21 protein-coding genes are annotated in these 23,815 nt (G+C 48.5%); 10 read left to right on the top strand and 11 right to left on the bottom strand.

Annotated features, from left to right (window positions below):
* Positions 1–52: 52 nt before the first annotated feature.
* Both Tanf_RS04380 and Tanf_RS04375 read left to right on the top strand, forming a co-directional pair.
* On the top strand, positions 53–2,032 hold the full coding sequence (locus Tanf_RS04380) for a DUF349 domain-containing protein (protein ID WP_087879691.1): 1,980 nt from the start codon (positions 53–55) through the stop codon (positions 2,030–2,032).
* Complete coding sequence (locus Tanf_RS04375; RefSeq protein WP_046825017.1) at positions 2,016–3,224, top strand: hypothetical protein; 1,209 nt, start codon at positions 2,016–2,018, stop codon at positions 3,222–3,224. Before Tanf_RS04380 ends, Tanf_RS04375 begins: the two co-directional genes overlap by 17 nt.
* Positions 3,225–3,262: 38 nt before the next feature.
* On the opposite strand, the gene Tanf_RS04370 is transcribed toward Tanf_RS04375, so the two are convergent.
* Positions 3,263–4,297, bottom strand: coding sequence for a FecCD family ABC transporter permease (locus tag Tanf_RS04370; protein WP_014225227.1), 1,035 nt, complete (start codon positions 4,295–4,297; stop codon positions 3,263–3,265).
* Between the two features lie 375 nt (positions 4,298–4,672).
* Positions 4,673–5,884 carry an ATP-binding protein gene (locus Tanf_RS04365; protein ID WP_014225225.1) on the bottom strand — a complete coding sequence of 404 codons (1,212 nt, stop codon included), beginning with the start codon at positions 5,882–5,884 and terminating at the stop codon, positions 4,673–4,675.
* Positions 5,885–6,850: 966 nt separating this feature from the next.
* On the opposite strand from Tanf_RS04365, the gene Tanf_RS04355 reads away from it, so the two are divergent.
* The 3 genes from Tanf_RS04355 to Tanf_RS04350 all read left to right on the top strand — a co-directional run bounded on the left by Tanf_RS04355 (position 6,851) and on the right by Tanf_RS04350 (position 9,518).
* Complete coding sequence (locus Tanf_RS04355; RefSeq protein WP_046825016.1) at positions 6,851–7,984, top strand: Fic family protein; 1,134 nt, start codon at positions 6,851–6,853, stop codon at positions 7,982–7,984.
* A gap of 81 nt (positions 7,985–8,065) precedes the next feature.
* Positions 8,066–8,284, top strand: a complete 219-nt coding sequence (locus Tanf_RS14150) for a hypothetical protein (RefSeq protein ID WP_060827879.1) — start codon at positions 8,066–8,068, stop codon at positions 8,282–8,284.
* A gap of 106 nt (positions 8,285–8,390) precedes the next feature.
* Positions 8,391–9,518 (top strand): metallophosphoesterase, encoded by a 1,128-nt coding sequence (locus Tanf_RS04350; protein WP_046825015.1) that lies wholly within the window; start codon positions 8,391–8,393, stop codon positions 9,516–9,518.
* Positions 9,519–9,631: 113 nt separating this feature from the next.
* Here the strand turns inward: Tanf_RS04350 and serS are convergent, their stop codons facing one another.
* The 4 genes from serS to rplU form a co-directional block, all read right to left on the bottom strand.
* Positions 9,632–10,903 (bottom strand): serine--tRNA ligase, encoded by a 1,272-nt coding sequence (gene serS, locus Tanf_RS04345; RefSeq protein WP_014225221.1) that lies wholly within the window; start codon positions 10,901–10,903, stop codon positions 9,632–9,634.
* A 73-nt stretch (positions 10,904–10,976) separates the two neighbouring features.
* A complete protein-coding gene (locus Tanf_RS04340) occupies positions 10,977–11,519 on the bottom strand; it encodes a C40 family peptidase (protein ID WP_046825014.1) in 543 nt (180 codons plus the stop codon).
* A gap of 150 nt (positions 11,520–11,669) precedes the next feature.
* Positions 11,670–11,948 (bottom strand): 50S ribosomal protein L27, encoded by a 279-nt coding sequence (gene rpmA, locus Tanf_RS04335; protein WP_014225219.1) that lies wholly within the window; start codon positions 11,946–11,948, stop codon positions 11,670–11,672.
* A gap of 20 nt (positions 11,949–11,968) precedes the next feature.
* Entirely contained in the window at positions 11,969–12,286 is a 318-nt protein-coding gene (rplU, locus tag Tanf_RS04330; RefSeq protein WP_014225218.1) for a 50S ribosomal protein L21, read from the bottom strand.
* Between the two features lie 282 nt (positions 12,287–12,568).
* Here rplU and glmM point away from each other — a divergent pair, with 282 nt between their 5' ends.
* Together glmM and Tanf_RS04320 are read left to right on the top strand one after the other, a co-directional pair.
* Positions 12,569–13,957 carry a phosphoglucosamine mutase gene (glmM, locus tag Tanf_RS04325; RefSeq protein WP_046825013.1) on the top strand — a complete coding sequence of 463 codons (1,389 nt, stop codon included), beginning with the start codon at positions 12,569–12,571 and terminating at the stop codon, positions 13,955–13,957.
* Between the two features lie 129 nt (positions 13,958–14,086).
* Complete coding sequence (locus Tanf_RS04320) at positions 14,087–14,629, top strand: RNA methyltransferase (protein ID WP_046825012.1); 543 nt, start codon at positions 14,087–14,089, stop codon at positions 14,627–14,629.
* Here the strand turns inward: Tanf_RS04320 and Tanf_RS04315 are convergent.
* The 5 genes from Tanf_RS04315 to pheT all read right to left on the bottom strand — a co-directional run bounded on the left by Tanf_RS04315 (position 14,606) and on the right by pheT (position 20,400).
* Positions 14,606–15,220: a DUF4294 domain-containing protein gene (locus tag Tanf_RS04315; protein ID WP_046825104.1), complete on the bottom strand. Its 615-nt coding sequence runs from the start codon at positions 15,218–15,220 to the stop codon at positions 14,606–14,608. The two genes, Tanf_RS04320 and Tanf_RS04315, sit on opposite strands and share 24 nt — an antisense overlap.
* 4 nt (positions 15,221–15,224) lie before the next feature.
* On the bottom strand, positions 15,225–15,899 hold the full coding sequence (locus Tanf_RS04310) for a peptidylprolyl isomerase (RefSeq protein ID WP_046825011.1): 675 nt from the start codon (positions 15,897–15,899) through the stop codon (positions 15,225–15,227).
* Between the two features lie 53 nt (positions 15,900–15,952).
* The gene (locus Tanf_RS04305; RefSeq protein WP_046825010.1) at positions 15,953–16,858 is read right to left on the bottom strand and encodes a glycosyltransferase family protein; all 906 of its coding nucleotides are present in this window, start codon (positions 16,856–16,858) and stop codon (positions 15,953–15,955) included.
* A 248-nt stretch (positions 16,859–17,106) separates the two neighbouring features.
* The gene (locus tag Tanf_RS04300) at positions 17,107–17,829 is read right to left on the bottom strand and encodes a YebC/PmpR family DNA-binding transcriptional regulator (protein WP_014225212.1); all 723 of its coding nucleotides are present in this window, start codon (positions 17,827–17,829) and stop codon (positions 17,107–17,109) included.
* A gap of 27 nt (positions 17,830–17,856) precedes the next feature.
* On the bottom strand, positions 17,857–20,400 hold the full coding sequence (gene pheT, locus Tanf_RS04295; protein WP_369057627.1) for a phenylalanine--tRNA ligase subunit beta: 2,544 nt from the start codon (positions 20,398–20,400) through the stop codon (positions 17,857–17,859).
* 85 nt (positions 20,401–20,485) lie between these two features.
* Here pheT and trmD point away from each other — a divergent pair, with 85 nt between their 5' ends.
* The 3 genes from trmD (at position 20,486) to susR (ending at position 23,813) form a co-directional block, all read left to right on the top strand.
* The gene (gene trmD, locus Tanf_RS04290; protein WP_046825103.1) at positions 20,486–21,160 is read left to right on the top strand and encodes a tRNA (guanosine(37)-N1)-methyltransferase TrmD; all 675 of its coding nucleotides are present in this window, start codon (positions 20,486–20,488) and stop codon (positions 21,158–21,160) included.
* 47 nt (positions 21,161–21,207) lie between these two features.
* The gene (locus tag Tanf_RS04285) at positions 21,208–22,110 is read left to right on the top strand and encodes a CPBP family intramembrane glutamic endopeptidase (protein ID WP_046825008.1); all 903 of its coding nucleotides are present in this window, start codon (positions 21,208–21,210) and stop codon (positions 22,108–22,110) included.
* Positions 22,111–22,208: 98 nt separating this feature from the next.
* Complete coding sequence (gene susR, locus Tanf_RS04280) at positions 22,209–23,813, top strand: SusR family glycan utilization regulator (protein ID WP_169746454.1); 1,605 nt, start codon at positions 22,209–22,211, stop codon at positions 23,811–23,813.
* The last annotated feature ends 2 nt before the right edge of the window (positions 23,814–23,815 follow it).

The raw sequence follows: 23,815 nt of genomic DNA, 5'->3' as shown, positions 1-23,815 counted from the left end.
TTTGTACCATTGGAAGATAATGTATGGGAAAAACCCCATAAAAAACAGCGTAATGGAATTGACAAAAGACACAAACGAAACAGGCCAAACGGAAATGACCCAAATGCCTGATGCCCTTTCTGCCCAGCAGCCGTCTGAAAACGTCGCAGAGAGTTCTGAAATCGTGCAAGAGCAAGAAAATGCCATGGAAGAGAAGCCGGCAGAAGCTATGCATGACATCACCCTTGATGAAGCATCGGTACAAAAAGAGCCCGAGATGAAAGAACTCCCGACAACCCCCGACGACTTTTGCGGCGAACTGCAGGAGGCCATTGAAGTCGGCGCCATCGGTATGATCGACAAACAGGCGATTCTCGAAGAGTTGAAGACCTTGGTGGAACATGCCGAAGAAGCGCCCCGTGAACAACTGGAAAAGCTGAAAAAGGCATACCTCCAAACGGTAAAAGCCGAAGTCGATGAACTAAAACGTATCTTTATTGAAAACGGCGGAGAAGAAAAAGATTTTGATACGCCAGCCGATGACACCGCCGCAATCTACCGGCAACTGCTCGACCGGTATAAGGAAAAAAGGATCGCCTTGCAAAAAGAGCAAACGCGCATCAAAGAAGAAAATTACCTTAAGAAGTTACAGCTCATTGACCGGATGGGTGCCTTAGTCGACAGCAACGACAATTTCAACAAACGATATAACGAATTCAAGGAAATTCAGCAACAATGGAAAGAGTATAATCCCATACCACAAGAATATGCAAGGGAACTATGGCGGAATTTCCAGCTTCAAAGCGAGCGGTTCTATGATCTGGTTAAGATCAATAACCAACTCCGCGACTACGATTTCAAAAAAAATCTGGAAATGAAAACAGCGCTTTGTGAAGCCGCCGAGAAACTGACGGATGAAACGGACGCCGTCTCGGCCTACCATCAGCTACAGACACTTTTCCAGCAATGGCGCGAAATCGGACCGGTATCGCGTGAGTTACGTGAAGAGCTATGGGCGCGTTTCAAGAGGGCTTCCACCAGTATCAATAAGCGTCATCACAACTATATCGGAACATTGAGGGAGCAGGAAGAGGAAAATCTCAAAGAGAAGACAAGCCTCTGTGAAACGGTTGAGGGTATCGTTTATGACGATTTAAAATCATTCAAGGATTGGGAGAAAAAGACACAGGAGGTACTGGATCTCCAACAGAAATGGCGCACCATCGGCTTCGCTTCGAAGAAGAAAAATACGAAAATCTTCGAACGTTTTCGCAAAGCCTGCGACGAATATTTCCAAAGACGAAGTGAATTTCTCAGAAACACAAAGAAGGAGGCGGAAGCCAACTATCAGCTGAAAAAGGTGTTGGCCGAAAAAGCCGAAGCGCTGAAAGAAAGCACAGATTGGAAAGAAACGACAAGAGCCATGATCAAACTTCAGGAAGAATGGAAGAAAATCGGGCCGGTCAGTCGCAAACAATCCGATGCAATCTGGAAACGCTTCATCAAAGCATGTGACTATTTCTTTGAACAGAAAAATAAAGTCGTCGCCTCACAAAAAGGAGAGGAAACCACAAACCTTGAAATAAAAAAAGCGCTGATTGAGAAAATCAAGGCGGTAGACGAACGCCTGCCCGAATCGGAAGCAGTCGCGACCCTGAAATCGCTGATTGCCGAATGGAATGCGACGGGGCATGTTCCGTTCAGAAGCAAAGATAAAATCTATACGGCGTTTCGTGAGGCCATCGATCAACAGTTCGATCGTCTGAACATCGCTCAGACCGACCGCCGAATGCAGCAATTCCGTTCCACATTGACCGAAATGAGCGGGCAGGGTGAAAATAAACTGCATGACGAACGGGATAAACTGATGCGGATGTATGAGCGCATGAAGAATGAAGTGCAGACCTACGAAAACAATATCGGATTCCTGAACGTCTCCTCCAAAGGGGGAAGCGGCCTACTGAAAGAAATGGAACGTAAAATCGAACATTTAAAAGACGAAATGGCATTGATCGTTAAGAAAATTGACGCGATCGATGAAAACCTCGAATAAGGCACTTCATCTTTTTAATCCGGGACATGAAACGGCTATTGCGTCGGGAGTACGTAACTATACTCCCGACGCAGTCGTTCAAAAAATGATGTCCGACCTCTCTCTTCTCCCGTTATGGTATGGAAATGAGGGAGACTATGTTCTCACTTCCAAAGCAGAAACCGCCAAACGTTTCATCGAATCACTGCCTCCGGATTTACAACCGTCCCTACATCCCGTCTCCGACAAAGAAACCTGCCGGCTGACCGCATCTCCCGACGCTTCTCCGTGGGGACTTTCACCGCACAGCCTCCATCTTTTTGAAAAGCTTCGAAAACGAGGAGCTCCTCTTTCCATTCCTGCCTGGAAGGAGATATACCACACGTTAACACATCGCCGCGCGGCGGCATACGGTCTCCGGGAAACGTTACGACGACTGCCCGGACTACCTTCCATCTCGATTCCCTGTTTCTACGAAACCGGCGCGGCCGTCAAAACACATATCAAAACCCATCCCCCACCCTTCTTGCTAAAAACCCCTTTCTCGTGTTCCGGACGAGGTCTTTATCCGATCATGAGCACAATGGCAGACAAGAAAGCCATGCAATGGATCGAAGGGGCTTTGAGAAGACAGGGGGCTGTCAGCATCGAACCGATGTTGGAAAAAGTCTGTGATTTTGCCATGGAATTTTATGCCGATGGCGAAAATGGAATCAGCTATGAAGGATTGTCGATCTTTGAAACTCAAACGAAAGGTATGTTTTCCGGCGGATGGTTAGGACATGCCGAGTTCTTGCAGAAGTTCTTAACGACATATATTTCGGAAGAGACCTTGGCTGCAGTACGGGAAGCGGTTACATTGACATTAAAAGAGATACTCGGCAATGTCTATCGGGGGTATCTCGGCGTAGATATGCTTATCTTCAGACATAACAAAGCGTATGCCGTTCATCCTTTTGTCGAAATGAATCTGCGTTACACGATGGGGTTAGTGGCCTGTGAATTAAGTCGTCGCCTGATCCATCCGGCATCGCAGGGACGGTTCATGATCTCCTGCGAGAAAAAAGAAGCCGCCTTACGTACCGACGGGCTTTTAAGGCAGCAATACCCTTTGCAGCTTTCCGACGGACGAATCCGCTCCGGCTATTTCTCACTCTGTCCCGTTACCGCCGAGACAAGCTATCGTGCCGGCGTGCTGATCCATGCGGAATAATATCTGCCGGACTACTTCTATGAAAATCGTCAGAACGGTTAGTTGATAGATTGGATATTTTTCCGGTTCAGAATAACGTATATGATAACGGGTGCGCCAAGTACCGGCGTTACCGCATTGAGAGGAAAGACCGTCCCCATGCCGGGAACCACCGTGAGCAAGTTACAGAGCAACGCCATGCACGAGCCGGTCAGCATCGTCACCGGCAGCAACATGCGGTGATTCTCCATTCCCAAAGTCAGCCGGGCAATATGGGGCACAGCCAACCCGATAAACGAAACAGGCCCGCAGAAAGCGGTGGCGGTAGCCGTCAGCAGTCCTGTACAAAGCAATATCAGGATGCGGGTGCGTTTGATCTTTACGCCGAGATTGGCGGCATAACGCTCGCCAAGCAGCAAGGCATTAAGTGGCTTGACCAGCAGCAAAGCACATGTCAGTCCGATAAGCGTACAAAGAACAAAGAAAGGCAGGCGCTCGTTCGAAACGCTCGAAAAGTCGCCCATGCCCCACATCACGTAGGCATGGATACGGTCGGACGAAGCGTAGTAGTTCAACATCGAAATCAACGATGAAGCGATATAGCCAACCATGATCCCAATGATCAGCAGCATGATATTGCTTCTGACTTTCGTCGAAAAGTAGATAATCAAACCCAAGACGGAGCAGGCCCCGGCAAAAGCGGCCACGATCAGAGCCAGCGATCCTCCGACGGAAAAAACGGAAGACAAGCCGACCGCACCGCCTCCCAAAAGCATCACGAGGGCCACCCCAAGATTAGCCCCGTCACTGATGCCTAAAATCGAAGGACCGGCTAACGGATTCCTGAAAAGCGTCTGCAACAACAAGCCACTGACAGCCAACGACGCTCCCACAAGCAACGCCGTCACGGCCTGCGGCAACCGCGATTGCAGCACAATATGCTGCCAAGCCGTCTGCTCAACGGAATCGCCCAATAAAATACGAATCACCTCACCGAGTGGAATCGATACCGTGCCATATGCCAAATTGCCCGCCCATAACAAGACAAGCAGCAGCAAAAGCGCCGGATAGAACAATCTGCTTTTTCCGTTCATACGACAAATGTACGGTTTTTCCCGCAAAAGAAGCCTTATCACCCTAAAAAGCGAAAAGACGAGGTCATCACGACTTCGTCTTTCCATTGAGAGATTAACCTAAGTATTTAAACCCTATCAACCACACTTTACATATATGACGTATAACACCTCAAAAACCCTTAATCAAAAGTGTTAAAAAAAATTATTTCTCCAACTTTTATTCGTGGTAATGATCTTTTTTTATCGATACGGCAAAATAAAAATGGCCCTATTTTATTAGAAATAAGCACAGAACAAAAAAAAATGGATCTAATTATAAGTAAAACACTCTTCTTCGCTTATTTTGTTTCATTGCTGTCCGATAAAAGTTTATGCTTAGGTTCATACCGTCATTCATCCCAACAATGCCTCTATGTCGCACCTCAGAAAGTCTTCCAACGAAACGCCTCCCGAGCCCACAACAAAAGATTTCCTGGGATGAAATGCCTCCACAAAGACAGGAAGACCTGAGTTCATCCCGCGACGACCGCTTTTCACCTCAATAGCTGTCACCTCACCGTCGTTTACGATAATGAAGTCCACCTCTTTGTCCTTATCTGCCTTGTTCCTTGCAGGCTCTCGCCAGTAATACACTTGATAGTCTGCCTCCTCTGCCATGCCCAGCAAATGAACACCTATCGTACTCTCCACCCATCGCCCCCAAAGCGTCGTGTCCGTTCTGTCCGTAAGGAACGACCTGCCTTTATATGCTGTCAGCAAGGCGTTGTTGTACACTTGGTATTTGGGAATGGAGCCACGCTTTCGGGCATCATCATTGGCATACTTTTGCAATCCCGTCAGCAATGCACACTGGTCGAGTATCTCTAAATACGAAGCCAACGTGGTCACGTTGCCGGCATCTTGCAGTTGTCCCATCAGTTTTGTCAGCGAAAGTATCTCGGCAGAATAACCGCACCCTAACTCAAACAATTGTTTCATAAGGGCAGGCTTGTAGATGTTGGAGGTCATCAGTACATCCTTTTCGATGACAGGAGCCACCAACGAATCCTTGATATACTTACGCCAACGCTTTTCGTCACCAATCATGTGGGCAGCACCGGGATAGCCGCCAAAGTAGATGTACTCGTCAAGTGTCACTCCGAAAGCGTCGTGCATCTCCTGATAGCTCCAATGCCCGAGGCGAATAAGCTCAAAACGCCCTGCTAACGACTCCGTAAGTCCTCTCTTGAGCAACAGACGACTGCTGCCCAGCAGTACCACTTTCAGATTGAGGTGCTTGCGCGTGTCCTCGTCCCATTCTCTCTTGACCACCTCGCTCCAATTGTCAATCTTCTGAATTTCATCGATCACAAGCAGGCGTTCAGCCTCTCCACGGAGCGTCATGGTGGTTCGTGCTCCTTCCCACACTCGGCGTATCCAGTCACGGTCTTTCGGATCGATGGCATCTGCCACTTCTACCGAATATGGAATGGGTACTTTCTGCAGCACCTGCCCTACGAGAGTAGATTTGCCCACTTGTCTCGGACCTGCCAATACTTGCATAAAACGCCTTGGCTCCTGAATGCGTGCTTTCAGCGTGTGATATTGTTTGCGAATATAGTTCATGCTCAAATCTAATGATGGATTTACTCAATTATGATGAGAATCTTACTCAATTCTACTTGCAAAAGTACTCAATTTTCTCTGTTCGCACAAATAAAATCGCTGTAAACTTCAGGTAATAGACAAGTTAGAAGGTGAGACATCTCCTTTTTTATCCTCCCACCGCCGTGGGCGGGAGGAGAGGTTTTTATCGTCGGCCTATCGCGTCATGCCCGTTTCGGGCAAGGCAAATTTTATGGGCGGACGGGCAGCACCGTGAACCCGTAGTAGCGGTTGGTGTTGTAAAGTCGTGTTCGACCGAAACGAAGTAGAGGTAGCGGGCGTCGATGCTGTACGCCGTGATGAGCGAACTCGACCAGTAGACGCCCCAGCTGCCGGCACTGATGAGCTCGGAACCTTTGCGGCCGCCGGCGGCAGGCAGGAAGATGGAGTTGCCGTTCGGGCCATCTACCTACTTGAATTAAGATAAAAGAGTTAATGATATTGTCGTTTTGCCTCACATACCTTATTAAGACCTTTGCAAAAGTCTTTTTACAACAAAACACCACTATTACAATCAACAAGTTATACCCATAGATTCGACATTTGAATAGAGTTTTGCAGAGGTCTCTTAATTATAATAGGCAGCTTGTGAAGATACCCATGAGCCGTTGCCAGAAGGTGCGACAAGTCTGTTTTTTTGCTGCAAAATTAAAGGTGAAACGATGGGAGGGAACTATCAAAATCGGACATTTTAGTATAGTAATCATTTGTGTACAAATAAATTGTAGTGATATTTTTACACATGTTAATAATTGGTAATTTTTGGACATCGGATAGAGTTTCAAGGATGATTTCACAGACATATTCCTGATGAAAGTGGAGTGCCTTTTTCACCACCCTAAATGGTAGTCTATGAGAAAAAGGTGGTTATTTATTTGGGATTCGCCAAGACATTTTGTAACTTTGCGGCATCAAATATTCAAACGAATGAAACAGATTCCGGAACTCTATCAAAAGTGGTTGGCGATGCACCCCCTTTTGCCTGAAGACGAACAACGTCTCCAGCGCAAGTTTATGCTCGATTTCAACTTCAACAGCAACCACATCGAAGGAAACACGCTCACATACGGACAGACGGAAGTGTTGCTGTTGCTCGGCGAAGTGGTCGGTTCTGCCAAGATGAAAGATTTGGAGGAGATGAAGGCTCACAATGTCTGTCTGAAGATGATGGAGGCAGAGGCCCTGAACGGCCATCCCCTGACAGAACTCTTCATCCGCAACATGCATCAAACAATGCTCCGGGATGATTATAAGGTATTTGGACAGTTGCCCGGCGACATCCGTACAAGCTACACGGTACATGCGGGCTGCTACAAGACCCGTCCGAACTCCGTCATCACACCTACGGGAGAGCGTTTCGACTATGCCTCGCCCGAAGAAACTCCGGCCTTCATGCACGACCTCGTGACTTGGTACAACCGTGTGGCCGACACCGACGAGTATTCGCCCATAGAGCTTGCCTCGCTGTTCCATTACCGTTACATCCGCATCCACCCCTTCGAGGACGGCAACGGGCGTATTGCCCGACTGTTGGTGAACTTCATCCTGCTGCGCAAGAAATACCCGATGATTGTCATTCATAGCAGTGACAAGAGAACCTATCTCAATGCCCTCAGTCAGGCGGATGCACTGGTGGGGCCTGCCCCCTCGGACGGCGCGAATGCCACACCGGAACGGATAAAGCCCTTTTCGGCGTATATGGAAAAAGTGCTTGCCGGTGAACTGATGCAGAATATAGCCTTCGTCGAAGGCAATGCCGGTCATATATGGTGGTACAACGGCGAACTGATCTCTTTCCGAAGTCCGCGTACCGCCCAACTGTTGCAGATACTGACGGAGAATCCCAAGACAACCAACGCGGAGCTGTCCGCACTCCTGGGAATCAATACATCGGCAGTGCAGAAACAGTTGGCTACGTTATCCGCCAAAGGCTATATCGTCAGGGAAAGCAAGCCAAAGCGCTGGCATGTCGTGGCATTTCCGACCATCTCAAAGGGTGGCAATACAAAGGAAGGTGGGCAAACGGTTAGCATAAAAAACATCGTCTATGAACAAATATAAAACACCATACCTATGCAGCACCATAAACATGGACTTTGTGCGTTATACACAAGTATGTCGTATATATTTAAAACGGATTAGATGAACGTAAGATTAATAATTGGATTAATTCTTCTTTTTAACTGCTCTCAGAACCTTGCAATAGCAGAGGAAAAAAGATTTCCTTTGATAGTTAAATCGGGACATTTATTGTCCGAATGGAAATTAAATGATTCCATACAAGCAAAAGTAATGTTGGAAACAGGTTTTCCTAAAATTGTGATAAGTGAAAATTTTGCTCTTAAACATCTAAGTAAATGATAAATTTTAACCTCTATGTCTCGTCCGGTCTCTCCCTTTGGGGACCGCCCTTCCGGATCGGAACACACGGAGAGTTGGTCGTTTTTCACCTTTCATTTCGCCGGCCATGAAAGTGTTTCTGCAAGCCATCGTCGGACAAATCCTTTTCAACCTCTATATTTTTTACCGGGGTAAACAGGCGCTGCCGCCGCAAAAAAAGTGGAGCATACCTTTTGTGCTCTTTTTCCTGATTGAATGGACGACGTATTTCTATGGATTCTTCTTTCACGAAGACCTGCCGGATCACGTCATGATTCCGATCCTGTACTTCTGCGGCACATGGTACGTTGCATCCATCTATCTGATGCTCGGACTGCTGACCGCCGATCTCTTCCGGCTGACAAACCGTATCAGACCGTGGATTCCCGCATTCATCACCACCCGAAGCCTGCGTCTGAAACGCTTTTACTACGTGTTCCTGCTGGTCGTCACCGCCGGACTGATGATGCGCGGATATTATAATGTAACGCATCCCGTAGTGACCTATCAGAACATACACATCCCGAAAAACGTGGAAGGACGCGACAGCCTCACCATCGCTCTGATAAGCGATACGCATTTCGGCGAAATGATCGGCAAAAAGAGTGCGGAACGCTTTGTGACGCTCTGCAATGCGCAACGACCTGATATCATAATTATTAACGGAGATATCATGGATTACGAGTCGCGTTTTGCCGAACGCGCACATATTGAAGACAATCTGCGACAACTCCATGCTCCGTTGGGCGTTTATATCACGTTAGGTAATCACGAATACCGCGCCAACCGCTTCGCCAAACTGCGCTGGTTGCAGAAAACGGGCGGGGTATTGCTCATCGATTCGGTCGTCATGCCCGACAGTACGTTCTACCTCGTCGGACGCGATGATGCGACGAATAAAGGACGAAAGCCGTTGAGTCGCCTGCTTGAGGGCGTAGACAAGAGGAAGCCTGTGATTGTAGCCGATCATCAGCCGCGTTTCGACGAGATCGTGATGAACCGCTGCGACCTTGGGCTTCACGGTCATACACATAACGGACAGTTCTGGCCTTACAGTTGGATCATCAAGCTGGTCTACCGCTGCTCGTACGGTTATTACAAAGAAGGCGCTTCGCAGTTTTATATCTCGTCCGGCATCGGTTTTGCCGGGCCACCCTACCGCATCGGCACAAGATCGGAATTGGCCGTGATCCGAGTGACCTTTCATCGCAATTAAACATTAAGACGGTGTGCCAAACGTTTCGTTTCAACACACCGTCTTCTATTTGAATCGGACTTAAGATCGCCTCTTAAAAAACTCTTCGTGGAAAAATACGGTAGCCCCCCGTATCAGTCAATCAGTTCAAACCCTGTATAAGGAATGAGCGCTTGAGGAATCCGGATACCGTTCGGTGTCTGATTATTCTCCAGCAAAGCCGCAACGATACGAGGTAAGGCCAAAGCGCTTCCGTTAAGCGTATGACAGAGCTGAACCTTTTTATTGGCATCGCGATAGCGACATTTCAGGCGGTTGGCCTGATAATTCTCGAAGTTAGACACCGAGCTGACTTCGAGCCACCGTTTCTGCGCAGCGGAATACACTTCGAAATCAAACGTCAGCGATGAAGTGAAACTGAGATCACCGCCACACAACCGCAGGATGCGCCACGGGAGTTCTAACTTTTCAACAAGCGTCTGAACATAATCGAGCATCTCCTGCAAGGATTGATACGAGTGTTCGGGCTTATCGATACGGATGATCTCAACCTTGTCGAATTGATGCAAACGGTTTAAGCCCCGCACATCTTTTCCGTACGAACCGGCCTCGCGACGGAAGCAAGCCGAATAAGCCGTATTTTTGATGGGAAGATCCGCCTCATTTAAAATCACATCTCTGTAAATATTCGTAACCGGCACCTCTGCGGTCGGGATCAGATACAAATCGTCCAGACCGACATGATACATCTGACCTTCTTTGTCGGGCAACTGCCCCGTTCCGTAGCCCGATTCCGTATTTACGACGTATGGCGGTTCAATCTCAAGATAGCCGGCCTCACGCGCATTGTCTAAGAAGAAATTGATGAGTGAACGCTGCAACCGTGCTCCCTTTCCCTTATAAACGGGAAAGCCCGAACCGGTGATTTTAACGCCAAGTTCAAAATCAATAATGTCGTATTTTTTTGCCAATTCCCAGTGAGGCAGAGCATCGGCATGAAGTTCGGGCACCACGCCTCCTTTCTTTTCACACACGTTGTCTTCAGCGCCTTTACCCTCGGGCACAGATTCATGCGGCATATTGGGAATAGAAACTAAATATTCATGGATTTCATCTTCGGCCTGTGTCTTCGTTGCTTCCAACTCTTTATTGGTATCTTTCAGCCGGGCTACCTCGTTCTTAGCCTCTTCGGCTTCAGCCGTTTTTCCGTCTTTCATCAGCAAACCGATCATTTTTGAAATCCGGTTGACCTCGGTCAGGTTCGCATCTAAAGTTGTTTGTGCATTGCGCCGTATTTTATCCGCAGCGATAATCTTATCGGTGATTTCCTTGGCATCGTAATGCTTGACGGCCAGCCGGCGAATGACTTCGTCCTGATTTTCTGTGATAACTTTTATTGTCAACATATTCCTTCTCGTTTTTTTACAGACAACAAAGATACATAAGTTTACGGAATGTTGATTCGCCTGCCCCAAAAAACTACCGTACCACCCCTCCGGTAATCCAGCGTTTTTTGTAATAAGGCTCGTCTAAACTGCTAATGATAACTCCTTTTGAGGTGCTCGAATGAACGAACTTCCCGTCTTTCAGGTAAATGCCGACATGCGACGGACGCTTCGATTTTCGGCGGGTATAGAAAAAGACCAGATCGCCTTCGCACAAACTTTTTTTGTTGATGCGCTCACAATTCGTAGCCAACATGGCAGCCGAAGAACGTGCAAGAGTTTTGCCGTAGATATTCTTGTAAATGTTCGTAACGAATCCCGAACAATCGGTTCCTTTTTTCGTGCTCCTCCCCATCCGGTGCGGAGTACCGATCCACAGCGCAACCATCCGGTAAAGTTCCAGATTATCCTCATCCGTCAATGGTATTCCCAACCGGTACGAAAGATCTTCCGTAGCCTCCGAGACAGCGATCGTGCCCATTTTCCGGTGTGCCGCGCACGACAAAACCATAATGTTCATCAAACACAAGGCAAGCCACACGATTCTCTTTTGCCCAATACACCTGAAATAATTCATTGATCCGTTTTAAGAAATATATAAACAACCAACAGAGGCTGTCCTTCCGAGTTTATGACTCTTCTGGGCAGCCCCAATATTTTCTTGTACGGAAGAATCTGTCTATTCTTTCTTCTCGCTTACTGCAACTCAGCAGCCTCCTCTCGCCACTTACGAATTCTCTGCTACTGTTTCCGAGGTACTCTTGACCGAGATATACGAACGATTTTCCCTGCCTTTACTGAAAACAACGACCCCGTCGATCAATGCGTAAATCGTATGATCTTTGCCCATACCTACGTTTTTACCCGGATGAAACTCCGTACCCCGTTGGCGTGCGATAATATTTCCGGCTTTTGCCATTTCGCCACCGAATAGCTTAACACCTAATCGTTTGCTTTCCGATTCGCGACCGTTCTTCGAACTTCCGACTCCTTTTTTATGTGCCATTTTCTTCTACTTTTTAAACGTTAAGCAATAATTTGTTTGATATTCAACTCGGTAAACTGCTGACGATGACCGTTCAACTTGCGATGTCCTTTTCTTCTCTTCTTGTGGAATACCAGAACCTTATCTCCCTTTACCAACGGAGAAATGACTTCGCATACGACCTTTGCTCCTTCAATCGTAGGCGTACCTACCTGAACTTTACCGTCGGTATCGACCAACAACACTTTGTCGAACTCTACCGTTGCCCCACTTTCCGCATGACGCATGTGGTGAACAAATAATTTTTTTCCTTCCTCAGCCTTAAACTGCTGACCGTTAATTTCTACAATTACGTACATCTGTCTTCTTAATTATTAACAGGTTATTTCCCGGGGGTGGACGCCTTTTTACGCCTCTTGTTCTACCCTCTGCAGATTTTTTAGGGTGCAAAAATACGCATTTTTTTCGAACCGGACAAATTATCTGCTTTTTCAACTGCTGTATTTTCCGAATGGTAAGCGCAACTAACGGATAAAAACAGGTAGGAACAATGCGGATTTCGATTTCGATAATTTTATTCGAATATGCATAATTGCTGATTTTATGCTACCTTTGCGACTTATTAAAAATTTGTAAACACAATGACATTGATTAAATCGATTTCCGGTATCCGCGGGACGATCGGCGGTGCACCGGACGACGGACTTAATCCGTTGGCTATCGTAAAATTTACGGCGGCTTATGCCACGTTTATTCGTAAAAACACATCGGTAACGACGAACCGGATTGTCGTAGGGCGGGATGCCCGTATGTCGGGACTGATGGTAAAAAACATCGTGATTGGAACCTTGACGGGAATGGGCTTCGATGTGGTCGATATCGATCTGGCTACGACACCTACCACCGAACTGGCCGTAACCATGGAACAAGCTTGTGGCGGAATTATCCTGACGGCCAGCCACAATCCTAAGCAGTGGAACGCCTTGAAACTGCTGAATGAAAGAGGAGAATTTCTCAATGCCGAAGAGGGCGGGGAGGTTCTACGGATCGCCGAAGCCGAAGATTTCACATTTGCTCCGGTCGATGCGTTGGGTAAAGTAATTACGGACAACCGCTACAAGGAACGCCATATTAAGCATGTGCTCGGACTTGAATTAGTCGATGTCGAAGCGATTCGTGCAGCCAATTTCCGCGTCGCCATCGACTGTGTCAATTCGGTCGGCGGCATAGTTATCCCCGAGCTGCTGTATGCGTTAGGGATCAAGGAAATTTGCAAATTACACTGTAATCCGCACGGGAATTTTTCGCATAATCCCGAACCCATTCCGGAACATCTGACCGAGCTTTCGCAATTGACGAAGCAGGCCAAAGCCAATGTGGGCTTCGCAGTCGACCCTGATGTAGACCGCCTGGCCATTGTCTGCGAAAACGGTGACATGTTTGGTGAAGAATACACGCTGGTCGCCGTCAGCGACTATGTGCTTTCACACACGCCCGGCAATACGGTGAGCAACCTGAGCTCGAGCCGGGCGTTGCGTGATGTTACCCGCAAACACGGTATGGAATATCATGCGGCAGCCGTCGGCGAAGTGAATGTCGTATCGAAGATGAAAGAAACAAATGCCGTGATCGGAGGAGAGGGCAACGGCGGCGTGATTTACCCTGCCAGTCATTACGGGCGCGACGCGCTTGTCGGAATCGCATTGTTCCTTACTCATCTGGCGAAGAAAAAGATGAAAGCAAGCGAATTGCGAGCTATATACCCCAACTATTTCATTTCAAAGCAACGCGTCGACCTGAGTCCGTCGATCGATGTGGACGCCATACTGGCTAAGGTAAAAGAAAAATTCTCGCAGTACGACCTTACCGATATTGACGGAGTAAAGATCGACTTCCCCGATAAATGGGTGCATTTGCGCAAGAGTAATACGGAGCCGATTATCCGTATCTATGCAGAGGCACATACGATGGAGGAAGCCGATGCGTTAGGCCGTGAACTGATAGACATTATCAAAGAATGTGCGTCATAAACGGGAGATACTTGCATCTCATCCGTTTCCGAATATATCGGAGAGGCTGGACACAAAGATGATTTGGAGACAGCCTCTCTTTTTCGTTTCCCCAAAAACGTTTTCCTTTGTTTTTCAAATATTCGACGTATGCGCAAACTGAAAATAATCGAGCTGAACCGTCTGACGGCCGATGAATATAAAACCGTTGCCAAACTTCCTGTGGTGATCGTACTTGATGAGGTAAGGAGCCTGAATAATGTGGGCTCCGTATTCCGTACAGCCGACGCATTTCGTATGGAAGCCGTTTACCTGTGTGGCATCACGGCGACACCTCCGAGTGCGGAAATTCATAAAACGGCATTAGGTGCTGAAGAAACCGTCGAATGGCGTTACTATAAGGATACGGCCGATGCCGTTGCCGAGCTTAAACAGCAAGGATATGTGCTTTGCGCCCTCGAACAGGCCGAAGGAAGTATTTCCCTTCAAGACCTTTCACTTGATATCAATCAAAAATATGCTATCGTTGTAGGACATGAGGTAAAAGGGGTGCGACAAGCTGTGGTCGATACCTGCGATATGTGTATCGAAATTCCTCAATGTGGCACGAAACACTCGCTGAATGTATCTGTTGCGACAGGGATGGTACTATGGGAGATATTCAAGCAGTTAGATCGCCCCGCACTCCACTAACAAAACCACACGTTCGGTCATGGCGTCTTTGCCTTGGGGATCGTACTCCGATTTCAGGCTGGCCCCAAACATACCGGCAAAAATATTCCAAAAACCGGCACGAAAACCGCCGAGAAAAGCCTTGGCCAACTCATAGCTCGTCTGATTGCATTCGCGGTCGACAAGCCTGATCAACAACTTGCCCTGCGAAAGGGTCATCTTTTTCAGTTCGGGTTTATACTCGTTGAACAGTTCTTTTTCCATCCGTTTGAGGTGCGCTTTCTTTGTCTTCTCGTCCGGAAGGGTTTCGATGTACTCGTATGTTTCGATCAACGTCTCGTAGATCAGTTTAGCGTAAGGAAGTGTGCGTTTGACATCACGCACAAGTTTATTGTATTTCTGCCGCTCCTTCTCGTTCCGGAATTTCAGCTCGGGGAAGACGTACACATGCGGCAAGCGAACAAACGGAATCGTATCTTTGCCGTCTAAGACCCCTCTCACATACCCGTCGGAAACAGTCAGACGGATATCGGATGTGGCCGGGGCTTGCGCGAATCCGCTCGCACAACATAGAAAAAGCAATCCGGCAATCAGATATCCGTACCGTTTCATAGTCTCATTCGTCAAGGATTTTCATAGACCGTATCGCGATATTTTTCAACGGACGGTCGTTCGTATCGGTCGGTACGAACTGAATCTTATCGACCACTTTCATGCCTTTTACCACCTCGCCGAAGACGGTATAAGCACCGTCGAGATGCGGAGCGCCCCCTTCCGTCATGTAAGCCTCGCGCTGTTCGGGGGTGAGTTGTATGTTTTTTTCACGCTCCATCTTATCCAGCTCCATGGAAGTAAAGAACTTGCCTGTCACGATATAAAACTGCGAGGCCGACGAGGCGCGTTCGGGATTGACATCGTCGCCTGTACGTGCTGCTGCCAGCTGTCCGCGTTTATGAAAATATTTCGGATAGACGATCTCAGCCGGAATAGTATATCCCAGATCACCGTCGCCAAGTTTCTTCTCGGGCGGCGCATCTTTCGATGTCACATCCCCCACCTGAATCATAAACTGCTTGATCACCCGGTGAAACAGCAGACCATCGTACTGATGCTCATTCACTAACTTGATAAAATTGTCGCGATGTTGCGGAGTCTCGTTATATAATCTGACGGTGATTTTACCTTTGTCGGTATCAATCAGTACCATGGTTTCCTTTTCCTGCGCCTGAAGACGTATCGCACCGAACAGACACAAGCCGCATGCCAAAGCGATATGGATTATTTTTTTCATTCCGATTCTTCTGCAATATTCCACTGATATAACCATTCCGGCCTGCATCCGGTTCAACCGAACAGCTGAGCGGGATATTCGCCCGCATCGATCAGTGCTTGAATCTTATCAACGACCCCTTGACGATCAGCCGCATACGTTACACCAAACCATTTCGATGTCGTATCCAATACTTTAACACGCGCCTTCCCATCTATGATCAACTCGTTGACCATCAACGGAATAAAATATTCGGCTTTCGGATTGTCGATATTTTCTTTCAGAAACTCTTTGAAGAACGCTTCCGAATACGCAAAATAATCGGGTGTAAAGCCCCACATATTCATCGATACCGGCGTATTCTCTTCCAACGTAATGATCTGCCCGTGCTCGTCCGTGAACTGAATATTGCCGTCAATGCGCTCAATCGCTGTGCGCTCCACGACCGACGTGAGATAGTTCTCCTCGTTCGTTTCGCAAACGCCACGCGCCACTGACCCGCTTTCGCTCAGGGTATTGCCTACACGAAAACCAACCATGCAATACGTATTTTCTTTACCTTCCGATTTCAACAATTCCTCACCGATGACCGCAAAACTGTCACGCCCATAAAAATCGTCGGCATTAATCACCGCAAACGGTTCCCGAATAACCTCCTTACCCATCATGACCGCGTGATTCGTGCCCCATGGCTTCGTGCGTTCAGGAGGACAAGTGAAACCTTCCGGCAATTTGTCGGACGACTGGAAAACGACTTCCACCGGGATATGATTCTCGTATTTGGACAAAATTTTCGACCGGAAGTCGGCCTCAAAATCTTTCCGTATGACAAAGACCACTTTTCCGAATCCGCCACGAATCGCATCGAATATCGAATAATCCATAATCGTCTCGCCATTAGGCCCTACACCGTCTAACTGTTTCAAACCTCCGTAGCGGCTTCCCATGCCAGCCGCCAGCACAAATAATGTTGGTTTCATATTATTCTTTTGTTTTTTTGGGCAAAGGTAGAAATAAAAATCGAAAGGATGAAGCGTGGTAATCAGCTGCTATGAATCAAGTGGTTTATTGTGTATTCATCAAGTTATCACGGTTTCAGGAAACAGATTCTCTGCATCGTTTTTTGGAACCGTAAAGACGTATTAATCGCATGGATTACGGGGCTATATAAACATTCTCCAGCGGAATGTGATAGTCCCCGCCATACATACGACTTCTTCTAAAGCGCTTACTCGTCGATTTCCTTCATGTTATGAAAAACATTCTGGACGTCTTCGTCTTCTTCCAGTTTCTCAATCAGCTTTTCGATACTCTCACGCTGCTCGGGAGTCACTTCTTTCACGTCGTTCGGAATACGAAGGAATTCGCTCGTTGTAATCTCGTAGCCATTCTCTTCGAGGTATTTCTGAATGGCCGAATTTTGAGAGAAATCTCCATAAAGCACAACTTCGTCTTCCTCTTCATAAACTTCGTCCACTCCAAAATCAATCAGTTCCAACTCCAACTCATCCAGTGACATTCCTTCCTTTTTGGTGATATGAAACACACATTTATGATCGAAAAGAAACTCCAACGATCCGCTTGTGCCCAGCGATCCGCCGGCCTTATTGAAATAGCTGCGGACATTGGCCACGGTACGCGTCGTGTTATCGGTTGCCGTTTCCACAAAAATCGCAATCCCGAAAGGTCCGTAGCCTTCATAGTTCATCTCTTTATAATCGGTATAGTCTTTCGAGCTGGCTTTTTTAATGGCACGATCGACATTTTCTTTCGGCATATTTTCCTTCTTCGCTGTCTGTATCAACACACGAAGACGCGGGTTATTTTCCGGCTCAGGGCCACCGGCCTTAACGGCGATGGTGATTTCTTTTCCCAGCTTCGTGAATACGCGGGCCATATTTCCCCAACGTTTAAATTTCCGCGCCTTGCGGAACTCAAATGCTCTTCCCATAGCTTATATCCTTTTTTTGATTTGTTTTTATCTTAACTGCGCACCCAATTTCTCTTCCAAATTCTTTTGCAGGCGTGCCATAATACCATCAATTTGCTTGTCGTTAAGCGTCTTTTCCTCATCTTGCAGGTAGAAACTGACGGCATATGATTTTTTTCCAGGCAACAGCTTCGAGCCTTCGTACACATCGAACAAGGTAACTTTTTTCAGCAACTTACGCTCCGTTTCGAAAGCGATCCGCTCAATCTCCTCAAACGTCACGGACTGATCGACGAGCAAGGCCAGATCACGCTTCACTTCCGGAAATTTCGGAATCTCGACAAACACTGTTTCGGCCTTGCGTGTTTCCTTCATCAGGGTCGACCACAACAACTCGGCAAAATACACTTCATCGTCAATATCCATCTTCTTCAAGATCTTCCGGCTGATTACGCCGAACGTACCGAGCGTGCGTCCCGAAGCCGAGCTAATGGTCATGCCCGACGTATAAATATCATTCGAGAAAGTGCTCCACGTGAGCTTTTTCATGTTCACGCCCAGACGTCGCAAGATATTTTCGACATGCGCTTTGAGTTCATAGACCGAAGTCTTCTCGTCAGCATGCATCCAGCTATTTTCCAATCTATAACCACTCATCCATAAGCCCAGTCGATATTCTTCACTCAATCCGGACAAGGCCTCTCCCTCCTTTTTCTCGGCGGGCTGATAAGCATAGCAATTGCCGAACTCAAAAAAGCGAATCTGTTTTTGTTTGTGATTCAAATTGTACGCGATACTTTGCAAACCTCCGAACAGCAATGTCCGACGCATCACATTCAGGTCGGCGCTGAGCGGATTCATCAATGCCACACATCCGTCGGCGGGTAGCGAGGTCAGCTCTTCATAATACCCGCGTCGCGTCAGTGAGTTATTCATAATCTCATGGAAGCCTGCCCCACAGAGCTGCTCCGAGATCAACGTTTCCATGCGGTAGCTGCGATCGGCCGGCGCCTGATAGCTCAAAGTCGATTGCAGGTGTTCACTGAATCCCACATGATTATATCCGTAGATACGAAGAATATCCTCGATCACATCGACATCGCGGCGTACATCGATACGATATACCGGCACACGTAACGACAATCCTTCAGCCGTCTCCGAGACAATCTCCATTTCAAGCGATGACAAAATACTTTTCACCGTTTCCACGGGGATTTCCTTCCCGATTACCGTGTTGATCTTCCGGTACGTAATCTCGACCGGATACGGTTCTGCTTTCGTCGGATAGACATCCTGTACCTCCCCGACGACCTCCCCTCCGGCCACTTCCTGAATCAGCAATGCCGCACGTTTAAGCACATAGAGTGTCCGGTTCGGGTCTAAACCGCGTTCGAAACGAAACGATGCATCTGTATTTAAGCCGAAGCGCCGCGCTGTTTTGCGGATCCATGTCGGATGAAAACAAGCAGACTCAAGGAATACATCGGTCGTTTGCTCCGTCACCCCGGAATCCAGCCCGCCGAACACGCCGCCGATACACATCGCTTTCTCCGTATCACAGATCATCAGATCATTTGCGGTCAAGGTACGCTCCACTCCATCGAGCGTTACGAACTTCGCACCTTCCGGCTCGGTACGTACCACAACTTTATTTCCTTTGATTTTAGACACATCGAACGCATGCAGCGGTTGCCCCGTTTCATGCAATACGAAGTTCGTTACGTCTACCACGTTATTGATCGGACGCAAGCCGATGGCGGACAAACGGTTCTTCAGCCAATCCGGACTTTCTCCGACGGTCACCCCGCGGATCGTCAGTCCCGAATAGCGCGGGCAGGCCTCCGTATTAGCCACCTCGACAGTAATAGACGGCGACGGATCGTCAACCTGAAACGCTTCGACCGAAGGGAGTCTTAACTCGGCAGGCTGTCCCTGTTGCTTAAGGTAGGCTGCCAGATCACGTGCCACCCCATAGTGCGACGTCGCATCTACGCGGTTGGGAGTAATATCCACCTCGAGCACATAATCACTCTCCACGTGGTAATATTCTGCGGCAGGCATACCAACCCGCGCGTCGGCCGGGAGGACGATGATTCCCGCATGATCGTCACCGACACCGATCTCGTCTGCGGCACAAATCATGCCCAACGAGACCTCACCGCGTATTTTACTTTTTTTAATGACAAACTCTTCGTCGCCATGATATAGCTTCGTACCGACCGTCGCTACCACCACTTTCTGCCCTGCCGCCACATTCGGAGCGCCGCAGACGATGGACAACGGTTCGCCGGAACCGACATCAACCGTCGTCAGATGAAGATGATCCGAATTGGGATGCTCCGTACATGTCAACACTTCACCGATCACCAGTCCGGCCAGTCCCCCCTTGATCGACTGTACCTCTTCCACACTGCCGGTCTCAAGACCGATCGAGGTCAGCGCCTCCGCCACTTCGTCGGAGGTCAGATCAAACGGCAAATATTCTTTTAACCAATTATATGATATATTCATTTCTACGTATGAGTTTTTCTCAAAAAAAAAAGATGTGCAAAGATAAAAATTAATAGGCAACCGCCAATCGCCAACCGCCATTTTTTCCTACCTTTGCCGTCTACAGGTCGGTAACCGAACATGCTTGACGGCATCAGGAAGCGCCTGTACCCCAAACTTTTTTATGATGCGAATAGATATTCTGACCGTACTCCCCGAAATGATTGACGGCTGCATGAACTGCTCCATTCTGAAGAGAGCACAGGACAAGCAGCTTGCAGAGATACACCTGCATAACCTGCGAGACTATACAACGAACAAATGGCGACGGGTAGACGATTACCCGTTCGGAGGAGAAGCCGGCATGGTAATGCAGATCGAACCGGTCGACCGCGCGATCACGGCGCTCAAAGCCGCATGCGATTACGACGAGGTGATCTACACTTCGCCCGACGGGAAAATGTTTGATCAGCCGATGGCCAACCGCCTGTCGCTGCTGCAAAACATCATCATTCTTTGCGGGCATTACAAGGGGATCGATTTCCGCATACGTGAACACCTGATCACCCTGGAAATTTCGGTCGGCGACTACGTACTGACAGGAGGCGAGTTGGCGGCAGCCATCATCGCTGACGCGACGATCCGGCTCATTCCGGGAGTCATCGGCGACGAACAGAGCGCGCTCTCCGATTCGTTTCAGGACGGATTGCTTGCGCCGCCCGTCTATACACGGCCTGCAGAATACAAAGGCTGGAAGGTGCCCGACATCTTACTCTCGGGACACGAACGCAAAATCGCCGAATGGCGTCTCCAACAAGCTCACGAACGTACGGAGCAGCTGCGCCCCGACTTGCTCAAATAAACAATAAACAAATGTATTATAACTCATAAACATCATAATTTATCCTTATGATTCGACTCCATTTGAACGATCATCCGCTCGTCGCGGCAGCCCGGGAAAGCCGGTTCAAACCACACCCATTGTTGCAGATACCCATTTTTATCGGCATTTACATCGCCTCACTGCTCCCTACGATTCTCCCATACGTTCTTTTCCTGCTGCTGAAAGATGCTAACGTCCCCGGTGATTCGGCGATGGATACCGAAAAGTTGATCATTCTGTTCAGTTGTGCGCTTAGCGCTCTTGTCGTTGTGCTCTACTGTCGTTTTGCCGAAGGACGCAGCTTGTTCTCGATGGGATTTGTCCGTAAAGACGCATGGATACATTATTTGAAGGGAATAGCCGTCGGATTCGTCTTTTTCAGTACGGTGTACTTGACGCTTATCGCCACCGGCTCCGTCACGTTCGACGGGCTGAATAGCAAAGCAAGCCTCGCCATGCTTCTTCTTTTCTTCTTCGGGTTTGTTATTCAAGGCGCTCAGGAAGAAATCCTGACACGCGGTTACTTTATGATGAGTCTGTCGACACGGCTGCCCGCGATCGCCGCGATCCTGATCAGTTCCTTCACCTTTTCCGTGCTGCATCTCTTTAACAGCGGTTTTGGTCTTTTAGCGTTCGTCAATCTCGTGCTATATGGTGTTTTCCTTGCCGTATACATGCTCAAAACCGGCAATATATGGGGCGTATGTGCCATCCATTCGGTCTGGAACTTCAGTCAGGGTAATTTGTACGGTATGCCTGTGAGCGGAATGAACATCCTGGAGACAAGCCTCTTCTCTTCGAGCCTCGTTGAAGGGAAAGAATGGCTTAGCGGCGGAGCATTCGGACCGGAAGGGGGCGTGATCACAAGCGCCGTCTCCATCCTGGCCATCGTGCTGACCCTGCTGCTCGGGAAACGTTCTTCCGAATGAAACGAAAAGGGTTGACTGTCTTTTTTTCACTGCCCTTCGGGCATATATCCCAAAAATTTCTTACTTTTACAGATGAAATTTGACAGCCCCTGATGCACATGAGACGATTTTTACAGATCATCCTGCCTTTATGTTGCCTGACGCATCTTGTGCAAGCGGCAGGTTCTTTGGCCGAGCATAGCGGTCGGTTGAAGCATTTAGACCGTATGATCAGCGATCGAGGCCGCTATCATATCGAGAAGGAAAAGGAAATCGACAGCTTGAGAAACAAGCTCCGGCAAGCCGTTTCGGATCAGGAACGGTTCGGATGGTGCTGCCGGCTGTACGAAACGTACATCGTCTACCAAACCGATTCGGCGCTGAGATATGTCCTTGAGAGCGAACGTCTCCTCCGGCAATTGCCCGACGATGCTTTCCGTTACCGGGCACAACTGAACCGTGTCGGGGTGATGACCGTCACAGGGATGTATAAGGAAGCCCTCGACGCGCTGAATCAAATCCCCCGTCATGCGTTCTCGGGCGATCTGCTGCAAAGCTATTTCCATCACAGCCGTACGCTTTACGGACACATGGCGGACTACGCGCTGACGAACGACGAGAAGAACGCCTATCAGCAGTCTGCCGACCGCTACCGCGACTCGCTGCTGTTCATTATGCCCCATGGAGAGATAAACACCCTGATCGTCGAGGCCGATCGCTTCAACACTCACGGGCAGTTTGATGCGACCATCGCCATGCTGAAACCGGTGACCGACACATGCCGCAACACCGAGCGCATGCGTTTTCTGGCTTACACGCTCTCCGAAGCATACGCCCTGAAAGGCGATCGCGAGAACCAAAAATACTACCTGACCCTTTCAGCCATTGCCGATCTGAAGACATCGGTAAGAGAATATATCTCGCTGCGCAAACTCGCTTTCCTGCTGTATGAGGATGGCGACATCGACCGCGCTTACGAGTACATGAAATGTTCGCTCGAAGATGCTCAGTTGTGCAACGCCCGCTCACGCACCATCGAAGTGGCCGAAATCTTCCCCGTCATCGATAAGGCGTACCGTCTGAGAAGCGAACGGAAACAACGTACCATCACCCTGCTGCTTGCCAGCGTCAGCCTGCTGGCTCTTTGTCTGGTCGCCGCCATTATCTACGTCTATCGACAGATGAAGAAGCTGGCCGTGGCTCGACAGGCGCTGGCCGATGCCAACCGGCAACTGCAAACCATCAACAACACCCTCAAAGAAACCAACCTGATTAAGGAAGAATATATCGCACAATACATTAACCGCTGCTCGGCGTATATCGACAAGCTCGACCACTACCGCCGAAGGTTGACGAAGCTGGCTTCAACCTCCAAGCTCGAAGAACTTTTCAGGGCCATCAAATCGGACGAGTTTATCGAGGCGGAGCGCAAAGAGTTTTATAACGAATTTGATCATACGTTCCTCAGTCTTTTCCCCCACTTCGTGACCGACTTCAACAAGCTGCTGAACGAGAAAGACCGCATCACTCCCAAACCGGGCGACCTGCTCAATACCGAACTGCGTATCTTCGCCCTGATCCGCCTCGGCATTACGGACAGCACACGCATCGCCGAGTTTCTGCAATACTCGTTGACAACGATTTACAACTACCGGAGTAAGGTGCGCAATAAAGCCGTCGGAGATAAAAACGAGTTCGAGGCCGCCGTGATGCGGATCGGTTGAAG

Source organism: Tannerella forsythia (genome assembly GCF_001006485.1).
Classification (GTDB): Bacteria; Bacteroidota; Bacteroidia; order Bacteroidales; family Tannerellaceae; genus Tannerella; species Tannerella forsythia.
Note: the sequence above shows the minus strand (reverse complement) of the source record. Positions and strands in the feature narration are given on the sequence as shown.